This window comes from Halorubrum sp. T3 (genome assembly GCF_000296615.1).
Taxonomy (GTDB): Archaea; Halobacteriota; Halobacteria; order Halobacteriales; family Haloferacaceae; genus Halorubrum; species Halorubrum ruber.
In genome coordinates, this window is sequence record NZ_JH815330.1 from 1,208,518 (window position 1) to 1,228,024 (window position 19,507).

The 19,507-nt window shown below is 69.7% G+C and carries 19 protein-coding genes; 11 read left to right on the top strand and 8 right to left on the bottom strand.

Annotation, left to right across the window (positions count from 1 at the left end; genetic code table 11):
* The first annotated feature begins 4 nt into the window (after positions 1-4).
* Positions 5-1,942 carry a DEAD/DEAH box helicase gene (locus B378_RS0115220; protein WP_017344625.1) on the top strand — a complete coding sequence of 646 codons (1,938 nt, stop codon included), beginning with the start codon at positions 5-7 and terminating at the stop codon, positions 1,940-1,942.
* A 303-nt stretch (positions 1,943-2,245) separates the two neighbouring features.
* The gene (locus B378_RS0115225; protein WP_017344626.1) at positions 2,246-3,493 is read left to right on the top strand and encodes an RNA-guided endonuclease TnpB family protein; all 1,248 of its coding nucleotides are present in this window, start codon (positions 2,246-2,248) and stop codon (positions 3,491-3,493) included.
* Between the two features lie 75 nt (positions 3,494-3,568).
* Here the strand turns inward: B378_RS0115225 and B378_RS0115230 are convergent, their stop codons facing one another.
* Both B378_RS0115230 and B378_RS0115235 read right to left on the bottom strand, forming a co-directional pair.
* Entirely contained in the window at positions 3,569-4,123 is a 555-nt protein-coding gene (locus B378_RS0115230; protein ID WP_017344627.1) for an adenylate kinase, read from the bottom strand.
* Positions 4,123-4,407, bottom strand: coding sequence for a DUF5789 family protein (locus B378_RS0115235; protein WP_017344628.1), 285 nt, complete (start codon positions 4,405-4,407; stop codon positions 4,123-4,125). The genes B378_RS0115230 and B378_RS0115235 overlap by 1 nt, the downstream gene beginning before the upstream one ends.
* A gap of 162 nt (positions 4,408-4,569) precedes the next feature.
* Between B378_RS0115235 and B378_RS0115240 the strand changes: the two genes are divergently transcribed.
* From B378_RS0115240 to B378_RS0115260, 5 genes are all read left to right on the top strand, one after another.
* Complete coding sequence (locus tag B378_RS0115240; protein WP_017344629.1) at positions 4,570-6,300, top strand: thiamine pyrophosphate-binding protein; 1,731 nt, start codon at positions 4,570-4,572, stop codon at positions 6,298-6,300.
* Between the two features lie 72 nt (positions 6,301-6,372).
* Complete coding sequence (locus B378_RS0115245; RefSeq protein ID WP_017344630.1) at positions 6,373-6,864, top strand: hypothetical protein; 492 nt, start codon at positions 6,373-6,375, stop codon at positions 6,862-6,864.
* Between the two features lie 84 nt (positions 6,865-6,948).
* Entirely contained in the window at positions 6,949-8,013 is a 1,065-nt protein-coding gene (locus tag B378_RS0115250) for a Gfo/Idh/MocA family protein (RefSeq protein ID WP_017344631.1), read from the top strand.
* A 448-nt stretch (positions 8,014-8,461) separates the two neighbouring features.
* The gene (locus B378_RS0115255; protein ID WP_017344632.1) at positions 8,462-9,664 is read left to right on the top strand and encodes a DUF418 domain-containing protein; all 1,203 of its coding nucleotides are present in this window, start codon (positions 8,462-8,464) and stop codon (positions 9,662-9,664) included.
* Between the two features lie 104 nt (positions 9,665-9,768).
* Positions 9,769-9,996, top strand: coding sequence for a hypothetical protein (locus B378_RS0115260; RefSeq protein WP_017344633.1), 228 nt, complete (start codon positions 9,769-9,771; stop codon positions 9,994-9,996).
* Between the two features lie 677 nt (positions 9,997-10,673).
* On the opposite strand, the gene B378_RS0115265 is transcribed toward B378_RS0115260, so the two are convergent.
* Positions 10,674-12,302: an MATE family efflux transporter gene (locus tag B378_RS0115265; protein ID WP_017344634.1), complete on the bottom strand. Its 1,629-nt coding sequence runs from the start codon at positions 12,300-12,302 to the stop codon at positions 10,674-10,676.
* Between the two features lie 44 nt (positions 12,303-12,346).
* Positions 12,347-13,378: a mechanosensitive ion channel family protein gene (locus tag B378_RS0115270; protein ID WP_017344635.1), complete on the bottom strand. Its 1,032-nt coding sequence runs from the start codon at positions 13,376-13,378 to the stop codon at positions 12,347-12,349.
* 139 nt (positions 13,379-13,517) lie between these two features.
* Here B378_RS0115270 and B378_RS0115275 point away from each other — a divergent pair, with 139 nt between their 5' ends.
* From B378_RS0115275 to B378_RS0115285, 3 genes are all read left to right on the top strand, one after another.
* Positions 13,518-14,267 (top strand): proteasome assembly chaperone family protein, encoded by a 750-nt coding sequence (locus tag B378_RS0115275; RefSeq protein ID WP_017344636.1) that lies wholly within the window; start codon positions 13,518-13,520, stop codon positions 14,265-14,267.
* A gap of 96 nt (positions 14,268-14,363) precedes the next feature.
* Entirely contained in the window at positions 14,364-15,416 is a 1,053-nt protein-coding gene (gene trmB, locus B378_RS0115280; protein WP_017344637.1) for an HTH-type sugar sensing transcriptional regulator TrmB, read from the top strand.
* 58 nt (positions 15,417-15,474) lie between these two features.
* Positions 15,475-15,843 carry a hypothetical protein gene (locus B378_RS0115285; RefSeq protein WP_017344638.1) on the top strand — a complete coding sequence of 123 codons (369 nt, stop codon included), beginning with the start codon at positions 15,475-15,477 and terminating at the stop codon, positions 15,841-15,843.
* Between the two features lie 163 nt (positions 15,844-16,006).
* Here B378_RS0115285 and B378_RS0115290 read toward each other — a convergent pair whose 3' ends face one another.
* Positions 16,007-16,441, bottom strand: coding sequence for a hypothetical protein (locus B378_RS0115290; RefSeq protein ID WP_017344639.1), 435 nt, complete (start codon positions 16,439-16,441; stop codon positions 16,007-16,009).
* A 140-nt stretch (positions 16,442-16,581) separates the two neighbouring features.
* Here B378_RS0115290 and B378_RS0115295 point away from each other — a divergent pair, with 140 nt between their 5' ends.
* Complete coding sequence (locus B378_RS0115295) at positions 16,582-17,058, top strand: universal stress protein (RefSeq protein WP_017344640.1); 477 nt, start codon at positions 16,582-16,584, stop codon at positions 17,056-17,058.
* 16 nt (positions 17,059-17,074) lie between these two features.
* Here B378_RS0115295 and B378_RS0115300 read toward each other — a convergent pair whose 3' ends face one another.
* The 3 genes from B378_RS0115300 to B378_RS0115310 form a co-directional block, all read right to left on the bottom strand.
* Entirely contained in the window at positions 17,075-17,719 is a 645-nt protein-coding gene (locus B378_RS0115300) for a DJ-1/PfpI family protein (protein ID WP_017344641.1), read from the bottom strand.
* An 81-nt stretch (positions 17,720-17,800) separates the two neighbouring features.
* Positions 17,801-18,490: an SCO family protein gene (locus B378_RS0115305; RefSeq protein ID WP_017344642.1), complete on the bottom strand. Its 690-nt coding sequence runs from the start codon at positions 18,488-18,490 to the stop codon at positions 17,801-17,803.
* Between the two features lie 110 nt (positions 18,491-18,600).
* Positions 18,601-19,458, bottom strand: a complete 858-nt coding sequence (locus B378_RS0115310; protein WP_017344643.1) for a sulfite exporter TauE/SafE family protein — start codon at positions 19,456-19,458, stop codon at positions 18,601-18,603.
* Between the last annotated feature and the right edge of the window lie 49 nt (positions 19,459-19,507).

Here is a 19,507-nt window from a genome sequence, read left to right on the forward strand (position 1 = left end):
GGTGATGACCGACGACACCGGCGATGACGCCGGCGAAGACTCCGGAGGCGACGCTCCCGACGACGACGCGACTCCCGACCCCGACAGCTCTGACGCCGACAATATCTCCGTAGATCGCTTCCACGAGGCGCTCGAAGCCGAGGAGCGCCCGGTCGCGACCGCGAGCGAGGTGGCCCGCCGACTCGGTACCACGCAGGCCGCGGCCCGCGACGCCCTCGCAGCGCTCGTCGACCGCGGCGACGTGGACCGGCTCGACGTCGAGGCCGATCCCGTCGTCTTCTACCCGCGCGACTGGGGCGCGTTGGCGAGCCGCGAGCGCGTCGTCGCCTTCCCGAAGCGCCGCGAGATTGTCGTCGACCGCCCCACCCAGTACACCCGGGCGCGGCTCTCGCAGTTCGCGAACCTCGTCGACACCACCGGCACCGAGCCGGGGACCCGCGGGTACCTCTACCGGATCCGGCAGGAAGACGTGTGGGCGGCGCCGTTCGACGACGCCGACGCGCTCGTCGACGCGCTGCGCTCCGTGCTCCCGCGCCGCTTCGAACACCTCGAAGACTGGGTCCGCGACCAGTGGCGCCGCGCGCACCGCTTCCGGCTCTCGACCCACGAGGACGGCTACGTCGTCCTGACGGCCGCCTCGGAGAGCCTGATGGGGAACGTCGCGGACCAGCACCTCGACGACGATCACCTCCGCGCGCCGATCTCCGACACGGAGGCGTGGGTGAACGAGGGCGCGGTCGCCGAGATCAAGCGCGCGCTCTACGACGCGGGCTACCCGGTCGAGGACGACCGCGACCTCGAAACCGGCGACCCCGTCGATATCGAGCTCACGACGGACCTCCGCGACTACCAGGCGACGTGGGTGGAGACGTTCCTCGACCGCAAGTCGGGCGTGTACGTCGGGCCGCCCGGCTCCGGCAAGACGGTCGCCGCGATCGCGACGATCGCGGCCGTGGGCGGCGAGACCCTCATCCTCGTCCCCTCGCGCGAGCTCGCCGACCAGTGGCGCGAGGAGCTACTCGACCACTCGACGGTCGACCCGGGCGATATCGGGCTGTACCACGGGGGAACCAAGGACATCAGCCCCGTCACGATCGCCACCTACCAGATCGCGGGGATGGACCGCCACCGGAGCCTCTTCGACTCCCGGAAGTGGGGGCTGATCTGCTTCGACGAGGTGCATCACGTTACCGCCCCCGTGTACTCCCGAACCGCGGAGTTCCAGAGCAAACACCGGCTCGGGCTCTCGGCGACGCCCGTCAGCGAGACCGGCAGCGAGGAAGATATCTACACCCTGATCGGGCAACCCATCGGCGCCGACTGGGACGCGCTGTTCGAGGCTGGCTTCGTCCAAGAGCCCGAAGTCGAGATCCGCTACGTGCCGTGGCGCGACGAGCTGGCCCAGAGCGAGTATGCCGCCGCGGACGGCCGCGAGCGCAGACGGCTCGCGGCCGAGAACCCCGCGAAGGTCGAGGAGATCCGCTACCTGCTTGCCGCCCATCGCGATAAGAAGGCGCTCGTCTTCGTCGAGTACCTCGACCACGGGCGGGAAATCGCCGACGCGCTCGGCGCCCCGTTCATCAGCGGCGAGACGCCGCACCACGAGCGCGCGGAGCTGTTCCGGCGATTCCGCGCCGAAGACGACGAGGCCGGCGGGAGCGACGCCGACGGCGACGACGCCCTCGACGCGCTCGTCGTCTCCCGCGTGGGCGACGAGGGGATCGACCTCCCGAACGCCGAGCTCGCGGTCGTCGCGAGCGGCCTCGGCGGCTCCCGCCGGCAGGGGTCACAGCGCGCGGGCCGGACGATGCGCCCGACCGGCTCCGCGCTAGTCTACGTCCTCGCGACGCGCGGGTCGAGCGAAGAGGAGTTCGCCCAGCGGCAGATGCGCCACCTCGGTCGGAAGGGCGTCCGCGTCCGCGAGACGAACGTCGCGGAGTAACGCGCGACGCGACCCCTCAGCGCGCGACGCGACCCCTCAGCGCGCGACGCGATCCCTCAGCGCGCGACGCGACCCCTCAGCCCGCGACGCGACCCCTCAGCCCGCGACGCGACCCCCTCGGCCCGCGGTGCGGGCCGGCCCGAGGCGGCCGGTCAGCATTTTCGAGGTGGAGCCCCCGACCTCAAGGAGCGAGCGGAGCGAGCGAGTAGGTCGAGGAGGAAACCGACATGGGACGACACAACCGCCACACCGCGACCGACCGACTCCCAAGTATATAAGTACCGTTGGGTACTCTCTGAAAACATGAATGTGCGTCGAACCGCCGTCGTGAAACTCGCTGTTTCCGACGAGCAACGCGACGCACTCCACCAAACCGCCGAGCAATACCTGTACTGCGCGAACCGAACCGCCGACTACTGTTGGTCCGACACCTCCTACACTGAGTGTAAGACCAACAAGCGAGGGGTTCGTGACGCGCTCTACACCGAACTCCGAGAGGAGACGGACCTCCAAGCCCAACTTGTCCAAGCCGCTATCAAACGCGCTGTCGAAGCCGTCAAAGCGTGTGTCGAACGGTGGAAAAAGGGACAGCGCGTCTCTCGACCGACGTTCACGGCCGAAACGATGGACTACGACGCCCGGAGCGCGACCTTCTCCCGGAACAAGGTGTCGCTGGCAACTGTTGAGGGCCGAGTCGAACCGTCGTTCGTTCTCCCGGCAGACAGTCCGACGCCCTACGAGCGGTACGTACTCTCCGAGAACTACGAGTTCCGCGAGAGTACGCTTCGGTACGACGCGGCCACTGACGAGTTCTATCTCAACATTTCGACGCGGCGAACAGACGGTGACGATGAGGTTTCGGAAGATACCGGGCACTCCGACCAAACGGTCCTCGGTATCGACCTCGGCGTCAACAGCCTTGCTGTGTCCTCAACCGGCACGTTTTGGCAAGGAGACGACTACGACCACTGGTGTCGTGAGTTCGAGAAGCGGCGTGGCGAGATGCAACAACGCGAAACGCAGGCCGCACACAACGCGCTTCTTCGCCTCGGGAAGCGTGAAGAAGCCTGGCGAAAACAGTACATCCACACGATCGCCAACGAACTCGTCTCGGAAGCCGTCGAACACGACTGCGACGTAATCGCGTTCGAGGACTTGAGCGACATTCGTGAGCGGCTTCCACACGCGAAGTGGCACCACGTCTGGGCGTTCCGACGCCTGTTTGAGTACGTCTCCTACAAGGCCCCTGAAGAGGGAGTCTCTGTGGAGCAGGTCAAGCCGAACCATACATCCCAACGCTGTTCTCGGACGGACTGTGGCTTTACGCACGACGGCAACCGCCATGGCGAACAGTTCGAGTGCCAGAAGTGTGGGTATGAAGTGAACGCGGATTACAACGCCGCAAAGAATATTGGCGTGCGGTACGCTCGGAAGCGACAACACAAACTCCGTTCCTCGCCCAAGTCGGGGGACGGAGACGCACAAGTAGACGTGCGTGTGAATGGTGGGACGTTGAACGGCGAGAGTTACCAGCCTATTGCTGGCGACTGATTGCTGGGAGTCCACATCAAAGCCCTACCCTCAAGGACCGAGGCGCGTAGCGCCGAGGGAGTAGGGTAGGGTAGTTTACAGCGAGTCCGCCAGGCGCTCGGCCGCCGTTTCGATCTCCCCCTCGTTCTCGACGAACCGAACGGGCGCGTTCTGGTCTCTCGCGTACTGGAGCGCCGCGGAGCGGTTGAGGTCCTGCTCGAAGTCGATCTGGCGTTCGGTGATCCCGTCGAGGTCGCGGTCGCTCTCCCGCCTCCGTTCGAGGATCGTCGCCGGCTCCGCCTCCACGAGGACGAACGCGTCCGGCGAGACGTCCCGAAGGACTTCGACCGGGAGCCCCTGGACGTAGCCGGTCTGCGTTTCGACCGCGAGGTGCGTCGAGAGGATCACGTTCGTCGTCGCCGCCTCCTCGGCGACGAACTCGCCCGCGCGGCGCTGGAGGCGACGCGTCTCTGTCTGCGAGAGCGTACCGAGCTGGGCCCGCTCGGTCGTGATGCCCATCGCCGCCGCCTGTTCGAGCATCACGTCGCCGAAGTTGATCAGCTTGTACCCGTCTCCGAGTCCCCGTCGGACCGCCTGACAGACGCTGGAGAGGCCGACGCCGTTGACCCCCGACACGAGCGTGACGGACATCAGAAGCTCACCTCGTTCTCCTCGTCGCCCGGCATTCCGCCGCGGTCGTCGTAGTACCGGCGCCCGATGAACTGGGCACCGACGAGCATCATCAGCGTGTCGTAGAGGTCGTCCGCCGAGTCGAACGTCTCGATGTCCGACCGATCGACGACCGCCCGGATCGTCGTGGACTCCCCGTCCGGCGGCGACAGCTCCGTGTCACCGACCGTCTCAAGCACCTCGCTTCGGGGTGCCGGAAACTCTAGCTTTCTCGCGAACAGGTCCCGTGTCTCTGGTAAGCGCATTCATACCATATGACAACGCACGTGAGTATAAGTGTGTATGTACCGCGGGGGGTCGTCGCGTCTCCCGGCCGTTCCCTTCGTGCGCCCGCGTCGATGCCACGAACCCGACCGCGGACCGTCGTCGGGCGAAGCTTTCAACACACACTCCGGTGACTTCGCGACATGGACGCTGACGAGCCCTCGCCCGCGGCCGATCCGGCCGCGACCGACGACCTGCCCCCGACCGTCGCCGAGGCGGTCGTCGACGCCATGCTCGACCGCGGCGTCGAGACCGTCTTCGGCATCCCCGGGAAGCAGACTCTCCCGCTGAACCGGGCGCTCGCGGACCGCGACGCGCGGTTCGTCGTCGCCCGCCACGAGACCGCCGTCTCCCATCAGGCGTGGGGGTACGCCGAGACGAGCGAGCCGGGCGAAATGGCCGCCACCTGCGTCGTCCCCGGCCCGGGCGACACGAACGCGATGAACGGGCTGAAGAACGCGCTGAACGACTGCGTCCCGCTCCTCCACCTCGCCGTCGAGACGGAGCGGTCGGTCCGCGGCGGCGACGGCATCCACGAGACGCCGCCCGAGACGTACGACACCGTCGTCAAGGAGAACGTCCTCGTGGACTCGCCCGCGGGCGCGGTCCCCGCGGTGGTCGAGGCGATCCGTATCGCGCGTGAACACCCGCAGGGCCCGGTCCGCGTCGGGATCCCGAAAGACGTTCTCGCGGGCCGGACGCCCCAGCCGGCGGTCGGCGAACGCGAACCCTCACTGCCGCCGGCGCCGCCCGCGGAGGCGGTCGCAGAGGCCGCCGAACTGCTCGCCGACGCGACGGCGCCCGTCGTCCTCGCCGGTGGCGGCGTCAGGCGCTCGGGCGCGAGCGACGCGCTCCGCTCGGTCGCGGAGGGGCTGGACGCGCCGGTCGTAACGACTTATAAAGGAAAAGGGACGCTTCCCGAGTCGCACCCGCTGTCGGCCGGCGTCCTCTGCGGCGGCGCGAGCGCGGAGCTCCGCGGCCTCCTCGCGGACGCGGACGTCGGCCTCATTGTCGGCTCCGACCTCGACGCGGTCGCGACCGCCTCGTGGTCCGTCTCGATGCCGGAGACGCTGGTCCACGTCACGCTCGACGGCGACGACGTGGGGTTCGGCTACGAGACCGACCTCGGCGTCGTCGCCGACGCCGACCGCTTCCTCCGCGCGCTCGACGACTGCACGGAGGACGGGCGGGCGGCGTCTCGTGACCGCTCCGGCGCCGAGCGCGCCGAAGCCGTCCGCGCGGCTGACCGCGAGCGGTTCGAAGCGCTCTCCGAGGACCGCGGCCCCGACGACCCGCTCCGCTCCGTCGAGGTCCTCTCGGCGGTGCGCGACGCGGTCCCCGATGAGGCGGTCGTGACCGCCGACGCGGGCGGGTTCCGGCTGTGGACGCTCGTCTCGTTCCCCGCGTCCGGGCCGCGGTCGTACGTCAACCCCGGCTCGTGGGCGACGATGGGCACCGGCCTCCCCTCGGCGATCGGCGCCAAGCTGGCGAACCCCGAGCGCGACGTGGTCGCACTCACCGGCGACGGCGGGCTCATGATGTGCGTCCACGAGCTTCACACGCTGGCGAGCGAGGGGATAGATGTCACGGTCGTCGCGCTCAACAACGACGACTACGCGATCATCAGCGAGGAGGCGGAGCGCTCGTACGAGTTCCCCGAGGGCGCCTACGGCTGGGCGGAGACCGGCCTCGACCTCGTCGCGGTCGCGTCGGGGATGGGTCTGCCCGCGGAGCGCGTCCGCGAGCGCGACGCCGTCGGCGACGCCGTCGAGCGCGCTCGCAGCCGGGACGGCCCCGCGCTCGTCGAGGTCGTCACCGACCCGGCCGAACCGCAGGCGAGCGAGTGGATGACCGGGGCGCGACCGGGCGAGTAGCCACTCGGTTTCACGCCGGGTGTTTCCGAGATCTGAAGCGATCTATATGGGCGCCGGCTCCCGAGGTCTCGTATGCGAAACCCGTGGGTCCACGACGACGTCCCGGACGACGCCGGGAAGGGCTACGACGGCCCGGTCCGCCTGCTGGCGGCGTTCATGTGGGGCTCGCTGGCGCTCCTCGTGGGCGGGTTCGTCCTGCTCTCCGGGGCGGGCGTCGTCGACCTCGCCGACGGCGGATCCCTCGGTGAGGTCGTCACCGGGGTGGTCGCCGCGCTCGCGCTGGCACTTGCGCTCCCGATCCTGTTGAAGTTGCTCGCGATCTCGCGAGCGCTCGCCCTCCTCGCGTTTCTCGGGACCGGCGCGTCCGTCGGTCGGTTCGTGATCGCCCGCGAACCGGAGCGGTTCCGGGCGCTGCTCGACGCGCGCGACGGACTCGTCGAGAACGCGGACTCGCTCGGCGAGCTCTTCGAGTTCGCCGACTCGATGTCGCCCGCGGTGGTCGACGGCGCGTCGGTGGTGATCGACGCCGCGACGGCGACGGCCGTCGGCCTCCCTGTCGCCTGACCGCAGCCCGTCGCCCGACGCGTCGCGTTCCTCGCGCGCCCGGCAGGACGTGAAACTTAACAACACACGTTGTGAATTCCGCCCATGACGCATCCGAACGACGTCGCCGTGGGGATCGTCGGTCTCGGCGGCATCGGCACTCACCACGCGACGAAGCTGGCCGAGCGCGGCGCGAACCTCGTCGGCGGGATGGACATCGACGCGGACACCCGCGCGCGGTTCCACGAGGAGTTCGACCTCCCCGCATACGAGGACGAGGCGGCCCTCTACGACGCCTGCGACGCCGTGTTGATCACCACGCCGAACCGCTTCCACGAGGAGTACGCGACCTCCGCGCTGGAAGCGGGCCTCGACGTCCTCTTGGAGAAGCCGCTGGCGCACACGCTCGAGAGCGCGGAGCGCATCGCCGAGGCCGCCCGCGACGCCGAGGGGTTCTGTATGGTCGGGTTCAACAACCGGTTCGCGGAGCCCGTTCGGGTGATCAAACACTATCAGGACGAGGGGCGGTTCGGCGAGACGACCCACGTCGAGGCGAACTACGTGCGCCGACGGGGTGTTCCCGGCCGCGGGTCGTGGTTCACGTCCAGCGAGGTCGCCGGCGGCGGCGCGCTCATCGACATCGGCGTCCACGCGATCGATCTCGCCCTCTACTTCCTCGATCACCCCGAGGTCGTGGAGGTCTCGGGGGAGACGCGTTCGGAGTTCGGCGGTCGCGACGACTACGCGTACGTCCACATGTGGGGCGACGACGCCGGGCCCGAGGGGTTCGACGTCGACGACTCCGCGTCGGCGTTCATCCGCGGCGCCGACGGCTCCACGGTGTCGCTGGAGGTCGCGTGGGCGACGAACCGGCCGGCGACGGACGAGTTCGTCGTTCGCGGCACCGAGGCGGGCGCGACGTTTGACCGCGGCAGCGACGACCTCACGATCCACGAGGCGGGCGTCGGCGGCGGCCACCACCTCACGGACGCGACCGTCGAGACGCGCGAGGGCGACGCCCACGCCGCCGAGCAGGCGACGTTCCTCGAAGCGGTTGCCGCGGGCGAGGCGCCAACACTCAACACCGTTGAGGAGGGACTGCGCGTTCAGCGCGTCATCGACGCCATCTACCGGTCCTCCGAGACCGGCGCGGCGGTTCGGCTGGACTGAGCCGGAAAGATTCCAACTCGGCGACGATGTTTTATAAGATAGTGCGGTGGCGCGTGCCTGCGAGCGGCCGCCCCCGGCGGCCGCGAGACAGCACGCGCGAGGGAGTCGCTGGCGGCGCCAGCCGCCAGCGACGAGGCTGGGGAGGTATGAGGTGCGGTGTGGGGCGGGGTGGGACTCGAAGGGGCAGTCGCGAGGACGCCGCAGGCGACGGTAGGACCGCAAGGAACGAGCGAAGCGAGTGACTGAGGACCGCCCCGAGCGTGCGGCGTCCTCGCGACTGGGGCTTCGGTGGTGTTCGTGCCGATCAGCGATTTATAGGCAACTGCGTACAGCCGAGCGCCTGAGGGCACGACGGCCTCAGTTACCGAATCCCTCCCGGCGAAAGCGCTCACGTATCGTCCGCGATGGGAACCTATTCGGTGCTGGGGGCCGTCCTCGCGGACAACTCGTGACCCGCGATCCCGGCCCCACGCCGCCCTCCGAACGGATCACAAGCCTCGACGCGCTCCGTGGGTTTGCGCTGCTCGGCATCCTCGTCATCAACATCCGCGTCTTCTCGATGCCGGAGCAGACCCTGCTCAACCCCAACGTGTACGGCGACTTCGCGGGGCTCAACTACTGGACGTGGTTCCTCGGCCACGTGTTCGCGCAGTCGAAGTTCATCACGATCTTCTCGGCGCTGTTCGGCGCGGGCGTCCTCATGTTCATCGAGAGCAAAGAAGAGAAGGGCCAAGATGCCGTCCGGCTCCACCTCCGCCGGACCGCGGTGCTGATCGCGGTCGGACTCCTCCACGCCTACCTGCTGTGGTACGGCGACATCCTCGTCGCGTACGGGTTCACCGGGATCTTCCTGCTGTTCGTCCGCGACCTCGACGCGCGCCGGCTCGCCGGGCTGGCCGGAGTCTTCCTGCTCTTCATCCCCGCGATCGAGCTGTTCGCGGCGGTCTCGATCGGCGGCGAGGCGCTCGCCGGGCAGTGGCTGCCCTCGGAGGCCGCGATCCGACAGGAGCTGGCCGCCTACCGCGGCGGCTGGCTCGACCAGATGAGCCACCGCGTCGACTCCTCGTTCCAGCGGCAGACGTCCGGCTTCATCGGATCGAGCTTCTGGCGCGTCGGCGGCGTCATGCTGCTCGGTATGGCGCTGTACAAGCGCGGCGTGCTGACCGGGGAGCGGTCGACGGCGTTCTACCGTCGGCTCGTCGCGGGCGGCGCCGTCGGCGTCGGGATCGTTGTCGCGGGCGTGGCCTACATCGAGGCGAACGACTGGAGCGCGGGCGCCGCGCTGTACTGGCGGCAGTTCAACTACGTCGGGAGCCTCCTCGTCGCCGGCGGGTACGTCGGACTGGTCACCCTGTTCGTCCGGTGGCGCGGCGAGGGCGTCGTGACGCGCGCGCTCGCCGCGGTCGGCCGGACCGCGTTCACGAACTACCTGCTCCAGACGGTGATCGCGACGACGATCTTCTACGGGCACGGCCTCGGGCTGTTCGGCTACGTCAGCCGGATCGAGGCGATGGGGATCGTCGTCGCGATCTGGGCGGTCCAGGTCGTCCTCTCGGTGCTCTGGCTCCGGTACTTCCGGTTCGGTCCCGTCGAGTGGGTGTGGCGGACGCTCACCTACGGCGAGGCGCAGCCGATGCGGCTCGGGAACTGACCGACGCCGCCCGCGCTAGCTGACGGCGGCGGTTCCGCCCCGCCCGTTCTCCGAACTGAGACTCGCGTGGACACGTTCAACACCCTTCCACCGAACCCCCGGATATGGCCGAGTTCGACGTCCACGACCACCGCCACGAACTGAAGCAGCTCCGCGATTCGGGCGCGACGAGCCTCTGGGAGAACCGCGAGGAGATGCCGTGTCCCGTCTGCGACGACGTCTTCTCGCGGCTGTTCGTCACCCGACAGGCGAGGACGACGTTCCCCGAGAACGATGGCGCCCGGTTCTGCCTGCTCCGCGACGACGACGCGGTCTATCTGTTCAAGCACTGAGCACACAGGCGGCCGGTTATACCGAGCGTCGGCTCCGTTGAAGTCCCTTCTTCAGAGATATATTCGCCTGAAGCGGTTGGTAGCTGAAGAGTGCTTCTTGAACAGTTTCGGGAGTAGGTGTAGTAGGTGGTGAGTGTGGCCGTTTATAAGTAGATCAGCGGTGTTACTGTCGGCTGTTTATAAACGGTCGGCCGCGTTGCGCTGACGGCCTCCAAAGCCCCAGCCGCGACGGCTCGCGCGCCTTGCTGTGCTCCTCGCTCGGTCGCTGTCGCTCCCTCGCTGCGGTGCTTGCTGCGGCGTGCTTCGCCCTCGCGACTGCCCCTTTGAGTCCCGCCCCGCACAGCGACCGCACCTCACGCCTCCCCAACCTCGCCGCTCGCTCCCTCCGGTCGCTCGCGGCGTCCCTCGCGGGCTGGCTCGCGGCCTCCGCTTCGCTCCGGCCGCTCGCAGGCGTAGCGAGGCGCGACGCGCCTCTGGCAGCCGGCGGCGCAGCCGCCGGCGACGCCACCGCCGGCTGTTTATAAATGACCGTCGGCGCCGCTGGCGACTATTTAAATATCGAATTGTTGCTACCGATCTGCGATACTTTCTCCCGCTATCGCTCGCCGCTACCGCTGTATTGAGCGCGATTGGGCCGGAATATCTCATTTGCGACGGATCGCAACGGATCCGGGGCGTCAGTCGTCGCCCACGGGGTCGACGCCGGGGTCGGGGTCGTCGATGTAGCGCTCGGTCCACGTGCCGCGCGAGAACCACGCGACGCCGACGACCGCGCCGAGGACGTTCCCGAGCGCCATGCCGACCCAGACGCCGGTCTCGCCCCAGCCGGCGACGAACACGAGGTACGCCACGCTCGCGACCCGCCCCACCCAGAGGGTGAGGATGGAGATGACCATCGCGGTCTTCGTGTTGCCGGCGCCGCGGAACGCGCCTAAGATCACCTGCGAGACGCCGATGAAGGCGAACTCGACCGACCGGATACGGACGTACTCGACCGCGTACGAGATCGTCGCGGGCGCGTCCGGCACGTCGCCGAGGAACGCCCCCACGATCGGCTCGGTGAACGCGACGGCGACGACCGCGACGAGGAACATCACGCCCGCGCCGGTCGTGGCGGCGAACTTCACCGCCTTGGCGGCGCGGTCGGCGCGGTCGGCGCCGAGGTTCTGCCCGACCATCGTGTCGATAGCGCGGCCGAGCCCCATCGCGGGGAGGAAGACGAGCGAGATGAGGCGGTTGCCGAGGCCGTACGCCGCGACGACGGGCGGCGAGAAGGTGACGATCATCGCGGTGAGGGTGATCATCGCGAGCGCGCTCGTCGTCTGCTCGACGCTGGAGGGGAGCCCGAGCCGGAAGATGTCCCGGATAAAATCGAGGTCCGGGACGAGGTGGCCGAAGGTCACGTCGGGACCGTAGCCGGTCCCGAACAGGATCCAGAGCCCGATAGCGGTCGCGACGCCGCGCGAGAGGATCGTCGCGAGCGCGGCGCCCTGAATGCCGATCCCGGTGATCCCCGTCGCCGAGAGCAGGGTCGCCTCCAGCGCGACCGGGTCGAGCGCGGCGACGCCGGGCACCGCGGCGAGCCACCCGAACAGGGGGTTCCCCTCGAACCCGAAGATGAAGAACGGGTCGAGCAGGACGTTCAGGAGGACGGAAATGAACATGACCGCCATCGGCGTCCGCGTGTCGCCGTAGCCGCGCATCAGCGCCGAGAAGACGAAGAAGCCGAACATCAGGGGGATCCCGGCGAAGATGACCTCCATGTAGTCGGCCGCGAGGGGGATCACGGTCGCCGCGGTGTCCGCGTCGCTCGGCAGGATCTCGAGCGCCGGACGGGTGTAGAAGTAGCCGCCGATCCCGATGAACACGGACAGCACCGAGACGGTGAAGATGGTCTGTCCCGCCACGAGCCCGGCGGACCCCTCGCCGTCCGCGCCGGTGTACTGCGCGACGAGGATCGCGCCCGCGGTCGTGAACCCGCCGGCGACCGCGATCAGCAGGAAGATGAGGGGGAACGCGAGGCTGATCGCGCCGACGGCCTCCGCCGAGAGCCGGCCGAGGTAGAGGGTGTCGACGATGTTGTACGTCACCTGCAGCAGCTGGATGACGACGATCGGCCACGCGAGGCGGAACAGCGGTCGGAGGAGGCTCCCCTCGGTGATCGACTCGTCGTCGAGCGGGCCGTCGTCGTCGCCGGGGCCACCGGACGGACCGGCGACGGGGCCGTCCGGCGGGTTGCCGGATGGGCCGTCGGGCGAACCGTCGTCGGAGGGGCCGTCCGGATCGGCAGCGGGCTCGTCGCTCACTGCCGTACAAACGCCGGGGGCGCTCTATCAGGCTTCCGATCCGGTCACTGTCCCGCCCCGCCGCCGCTCAAGTCGTCGCGGTCGCTCTCGGCGTCGTCGCTGAGGTCCGGGGTGGCGGCAGCGGGCGCGTCGGGATCGACGCCCCCCGGCGTTCCGGATTCGGCCTCGACGCGGGCGACGCCGGAGGTGTCGTCGAAGACGAGGTGCCGGTGCGGGTACGCCATCGTGACGTTCGCGTCCGGGTCCCCGAGCCGCTGGCGGATCTTCGTGTTCACGTCTGACTGGACCTTCGCCAGCTTGTACGGCTTCTTCACCCAGTAGCGGAGCCGCAGGAGGATCCCGTTGTCGCCGAACTCGTGGAGCCGGCAGTCGGGGCCCGCCATGTACCGCGCCACGCCGATGCGGATGTCGGGCCCGCCGTCGATGACGGCGTCGCAGTCGCGCGCCGCGCGCTCGATGCGGCGGCGCGCCTCCGGGACGTCGCTCTCGTAGGTGACGAGGACGTCGATCGACCGCCGGGTGCGCTCGTCCTCCGCCGAGAGGTTCGTGACGTCGCGCTCGCGCATCGTTCCGTTCGGCACCACGAGGAAGGTGTTATCGAGGGTGAATATCTTCGTGTACCGGATCGTGATGTCCTCGACGAACCCCGTCGTCCCGTCCTCCAACTCGATCATGTCGCCGATCTCGAACGGCTGGTCGGCGAGAACGAACACGCCGTTGATGAAGTTCCCCACCAGCGGGGCGAGGACGATACCGATGACGGCCGAGAACACCGCCGTCCCGAGGAGGAGGTCCGAGAACTGGAATCCGGCCGCGCCGAGCCCGACGAGCAGCGCGGCGCCGATCGTCCCCACCCGGACGCCGCGAACGATCGTCTGCGCGACGCTCTGTCGCGACACGCGGCGCGCGACCGGTCGGCCGATCAGTCGGACGAGGAAGTTGGCGACGACGACGCCGACCGCGACCGACGCGAGGACCGTCAGCACGCTCGCTCCCGGTAGATCCGCGAGCCGAGAGCCGAGGCCCGCGAGCCGCGAGACGACCCCCGCGATCGGCGTCCCCTCCGGGAAGACCATGGGAATCCGCGGTCGGCCATCCGAAAAAGCGTTTCTCCCCGTGGCGATCGGGGGGCGAAAGTGCGGGCACAGCGATCGACGGCCCCCCGAACGCGAGCCTCGGGGCAACCACTATGGCCCGGCTGAGCGAAGGGGAAGTATGTCTCGACCGCCCGCGGACCCGACGACACCGAGGTTCAGCGTCGAACACGACACCGAGCCGGGCGAAACCCTGATAGCCGGCTTCTCCTCGTTCGGGCTCGCCGGCCTGACCGCCGTCGACTACCTCGTCGACGACCTCGACTTCGAGGAGACCGGCCACGTCCGGATCGACGGCGCCCCGTCGATCACGCCGTTCACGAGGGGGACGCCGCGGCACCCGATCCGGCTGTACACCGACGCGGACCGCGAGATCACGGTCCTGGTCGCCGAGCAGTTCGTCCCGCCGTTCCTCGGCGAACTGCTCGCGGACGCCCTCCTCGACTGGTCGGAGGCGAACGGGATCGGAGAGATCGCGGTGTTGGCGGGCGTTCCCGTGGCGCACGGTCCCGACGCCCACCGCACCTTCCACGTCGCCACCGAGGACTACCGCGCCGCCCGCCTCGGAGACGGAGTCGACGTGCCCGCGATGGAGTCCGGATTCCTCGACGGGGCCAACGCCGGCCTGCTCGAACGCGGCCTCGACTCGCCGCTCGGCGTCGGGGTGTTCGTCACGCCGGTCCACGCGCAGGCGCCCGACGTCGACGCCGCGGTGCGGCTCGTCGACACGGCGAACGCGATCTACGAGCTCGGCGTCGACGCGGCCCCGCTGGAGGCGTTCGCCGAGGAGATCCGGCGCCGCTACGAGGAGCTCGCCGAGCGGATCGAAGAGCGGGAGCCCGAGGGGAGCTACGACCGGATGTACATGTAGCCGGTCGGCGGCCGCCGAGCGAGGACCACGCTCCGAAAACGCGTACAACTCGACTCATAGTAAAAAGCTATAATCCCCGCCCTCGTTCGTCCGACCATGACAGACGATCTCCGGGACACCCTCGACCGCGTCGGGGACCGGTTCAACCTCGGCGAGTACGAGATCGACGCGTACCTCGCGGTGCTGGAACACGGAGAACTGACGGCGAGCGACATCGCCGACCGGACCGACATCCCGCAGCCGCGGGTGTACGACACCGTCCGGAGCCTCTCCGACCGCGGGCTCGTCGAGCTCCGCGAGTCGCGCCCGATGAAGATCGTCGCGGTCGACCCCGACGACGCGTTCGGCGACCTGCGCTCGTCGTTCGCGGAGATGGTCGACGAGCTGGAGGCGCGCTACACCGCGCCGACCCGCGAGACCGAGGCGGTGTCGCTCGTGAAGTCGCGCTCGACGATCCTCCGGTACCTCGAAGAGGTGATCGAGAACGCGGAGTACGAGCTCGCGCTGTCGCTCACCCCCGGCCTCCTCCGGCGCTTCCGCGACGAGCTCGCCGCGAAGGTGGCCGAGGGGGTCAGCGTCGAACTGCTCGTCACGCCCGCGTCGAACGCGCCCGACCCGGCGGAGTTCGACTACCTGGAGGTCGCGACCATCGCGCGCGCCCGCCGGGGGATCACCACGCCGGTCCTCGCGGTCGGCGACGGCGAGTACTCCGTCTACGCCACGCAGGACGCACTGCGCGACGACCGCGAGCGCTACGGCGTCATCTTCAACCGCTCCGCGCTCGGCTTCCTCGTCTCCGGCTTCTTCGGGACGGTCCTGTGGACGACCGCCGAGACGCTCGCCGCCGACGGCGAGGAGCGGCCCTTCCCGCGCCGCTACGCCTCCATCCGCCGCGCCGTGAAGGACGTCCGCGAGTTCGACGGCGAGGAGTTCTACGCGACCGTCGAGGGGCGCGACATCGAGACCGGCGAGGAGGTGACGGTCCGCGGGAAGGTGGTCGACGTCGCGTTCGTCGACACGGAGGAGGTGGCCTCGCTCGTCGTCGAGACCGAGAGCGGCCGCGTCGAGATCGGCGGCCGCGTCGCCGCCTTAGAGGACGTCGAGGGCCAGGAGATAGTCATCGGCCGCGACGAGCCGCCGGCGCTTTGAGGCGGGGTCCGGACTCCCGGAGGTCGCCGTTCAAGTGCGCGCGGCCCGAAGCGACCCCGTGACCGACGACCCGTTTTCCGACGACGCGTTCTCCGACGACGACCGAGAGGTGCCGACCGTCTCGTGCGAGCGGTGCGACCGCCAGTGGGTACTCGACAGCGAGGTCGACGACCTCGGCCCGGGGAGCCACGCGATCGAGCAGTTCGCGCTCGACCACGAGCGTCACACCGGCCACTACCCTGACGGGGTGACCCCGTGGATCGCTCGGTGCGACCGCTGTCCCGACGGCGAGCGGTTCCTCGCGGAGCGACCCGCGCGGCGCTGGGCGCGGACCCACGCTCGACACACGCGACACACCGTCCGCCTCGAACCGCCGACGGGCGCGGGCGAACCCGTCTCCGCCGAGGGGACCGGAGACCGGTCGTAGGAGCGTCACCCTCGTCGGCGCCTCGCTCCCGTCGACGCCTCGCTCCCGCGCTCTCTCGCTCCCGTCGACGCCTCGTTCCCGCGCTCTCTCTCCCGTCGACACCTCGTTCCTATCCCCACCTCGACCTCGCCGACGGCTGACGGCGACGGCGGACCGCCTCCGACTACACCCGTTTTGCGCGCTCTCTGTGGCGGTAGGTGGCTTCGTACAGCTCCTCCCACGCGTCCTCGTCGAACCCGTCGGCTCGGATCGCTTCGAACCGCGTGAGTTCAGTCAGTACGTGACACGCTCGGCACTGCGCGATTCCGTGGTACCTGCGCACCTCGACGCCGATGTCGGGGTGTTCCGCCTCCACCTCGACCTGTTCGTCTCGGGCTCGGAACTCGGCTTCGCTCCCGCAGCCCGGGCACCGGTACTCGGTCCGCCCCACCGCGTCGCCGGAGTACGGAGCGGTGATCTCCCTGTGGTAAGCGAGCGCGGACGCCAGTACCTCCCGCTCGTCCGCGGAGAGTTCGATCTCGATGGGCCCGTCCTCCCCGTCCGCGAGCACCTCGTTGAACACCCGACAGAGCGTCTCGTACCGTTCGTCGTCGTTCATCGTCGTTCCGAACCCGTGGCGTTCCAGAGAGACGAGTCCTCCGGTCCCGAGCGTCTTCGCCGGCCGTCGTCACCGCACGGGGATCGCGATGGCCCGCCACACCGACAGCGTATTTACGTCGGGGGTCCCACCGGTCTGACATGACGCTCGTCGTGGTTCCGGTCCGATTTCCTCCCTCGTCGCACTCGGCGGCGACGCTCCGAGAGGCGGCTCGCATCGCCGAGGAGCGCGGCGCCGACCTCACGATCCTCCACGTCGACTTATATCAGCGCTCGGGAGGCGTCTCGCGCAGCGACCTCAAGCGCGCGGTCGAAGAGCGGATCGGCCGGGTCGACCGCGCGCGCTACGTCGTCCGCCGCGGCTTCCTCGTCGAGGAGACGATCTTAGAAGAGATCGTCGCCGAGGGGGCCGACGTCGTCGTCATCGGCTCGAAGCAGGCCGGCCGGTGGCGGCGGATGGTCCAGAAGCTGCTCTCCGACCCGGACATCGACTCGTTCCTCCGGGGCGAGCTCGACTGCACCGTGATCACCGTCGGCGCCGACGGCGAGACCACGGGCGAGGAGGCGGACGGCGGCGACGAGGGCGACGTTCCCCTCCCGAACGACGGCGACGACTGAGCGCGTCCCGCTCGGATCACTCCGCGACCTCGTACCGCCGCTCGTACTCGATGACGGTCGCCACCCGGCCGGCGACCCCCTCGCCGAACTCGCGCTCGACGAGATACAACGCGAGGTCGATCCCGGAGGTGACCCCGCCCGCGGAGAGGAGGTCGCCGTCGTCGACGACGCGCGCGTCGACGACCTCGGCGCCCGACTCACGGAGCTCCTCGATCGCCGAGGCGTGCGTGACCGCCCGGCGGCCGTCGGTGATCCCCGCCTCCGCGAGCAGCATCGACCCGGTGCACACCGAGGCGATCCGCGTGCCGGCCTCGTGGTGCGCCGCGAGCGCGCGCGGCACGTCCCCCTTCCGCGCCTCGGCCCACGCGCTCGCGTCCTCGTCGCGCGCGCTCCAGCCGCCGCCGGGGACGACCAGCAGGTCGGGCGCGTCGTCAGCGTTCGGATCGGGAAGGGTCCCGTCCACGCCCACGCGAGTCCCGTGGCTCGCGGTCACCCGATCGCGTTCGTCGAGCGTGACGTACCGGACGCGCCCCGCCCTCGTCGACTCTCCCTGGCCGTCGTCCCGCTCGGCCGCGTAGCCGAACGCGTAGTCGAACACCTCGTACGGGCCGATACCGTCGAGCTCGTCGAACCCGTCGTACAGCAGCACGTCGACGTTCATACCGCTCGGGAGGGTGGCGGACGGCTTGTGCGTTCCCCTCCCGCCGACCCCGCGCCGTCGCGCGGCCGACGCCGCGCCCAGTCACTCGTCGTCGAAGGCGGCCGCGACTCGCTCGATGTCGCTCGCGACCCGCTCCGGGTCGAGCCGCTCGCCGCGGTACGCGCGCTCGACGACCCCGTCAGGGTTGACGAGCATGGTCACGACGATGTGGGTGAAGTCGTATCCGGGGAGCCGGTCGCTGTCGGTCGTCCGCTCGAACCCGATCCCCAGTTTGTCCTCGACCACGGCCTTCGCGCGCTCGGGCGTCTCTGGACGGAGGTAGAGCCAGTTGCCGGCGTCGAGGTCGGCGCCGATCGACTCGGCGTTGTCGCGCAGCGCGGCCGCGTCGTCGCGCTCCGGATCGAACGTTATCGGGATGAAGTACACGTCGTCTGTCAGTCCCGCGTCGGCGACGCGGCGCTGGACCGTCACCCACTGCCGCAGCAGGATCGAACACTCCGCGGGACAGAAGGTGAACACGCCGGTCACGAGGGCGGTCCGGTCGAGTTCATCGCTGTCGAACGTCTCGTCCGCGAGGGGGGCCGGGAGTTCGAACGACGGGAGCGATTGCCCGTACGCGGGGTACGCGAGGTCCTCGCTGTCCGCGATCTGGTCCTCCTGCGGATCGAGCGTGACGCCGTCCGGACTCCCGCCGAACAGCCGAGAGGTACAGCCCGCGACCGAGCCGGCGGCGGCCGTTCCGACGCCGGCGAGCATCGTTCGGCGCTTCATGCTCGACCGATGGAGCGAGCGGCGCATAACGCGTCTGGTGCGATCGGCGAACGGACGCGACGCGGCCCGCGAGGCCGAGCGAGCGGCGACCCGGCCCGGCGGCTCGCCCCTCAAAGCGGCGCGTAGTACGGGATCGGCGGATGCGGCAGCGGGACGCCGAGCGTCGCGAGCCCGTGCTGGAGGGGGACGTACCCGAGCGCGACGAACGCGACCCCGAGGACGCGGTGGAACCGGAGCCGCGTTTCGAGGCGCATCGACTGGAAGGCCGTCCCGAACAGTAGCATCGCCGGCACCGTCCCGAGGCCGAGGACGCCGAGCGAAACGGCGCCCCCGAGCGCGCTCCCCTGAACGAACGCGTACAGGAACGCGGGATACAAGAGCGGACACGGGAGGAATCCGTGGGCCGCACCTAGCCCGAGGATGCGCCAGTCGCCGACCCACGCGTCGACGCGGGCGACGATCCGCTCGCTCACCGCGGCCGCGACCCGGTCGAACCCCGGGATCGGGACGGACTCGAACTCGAGTCGGAGCGCGTAACGAACGCCGACGGCGACGATCATCCCGCCGACGGCGATTCCGGTGAGCGCGTGGACGTCGTCGGCGACGGTCGTCATCGTCCGTCCCGTGACGAACGCGACGCTCCCGGCGAGCCCGAAGAGGCCCCCGAGGACCGCGTAGCTCGTCGCCCGGCCGAGGTTGAACAGCGCGTGCTGGCGGACCTGCCGCACGGTGAGGTCGTCGCCCCGCCCGCGCCCGCCGGCGGCCTCCCCGGACCGCATCCGGTCGGCGTAGGTGGTGACGAGCGGCCCGCACATGCCGAGACAGTGGGCGCCGCCGAGCAGCCCGACAAGGAGGAAGACGCCGAGGCCCAGCGAGTCGGTCGCGTAGAGGGAGCCGCTCGGCTCGCAGGTCGCCGGGTCGGCGGCGGCGAGGAACGGACGGAGCGCCGCAGCGCTGACAGCGTACATATCGGCGAAACGGCCCGGAGGCCGCTAATCGATCTGGTGCGATCGGCGA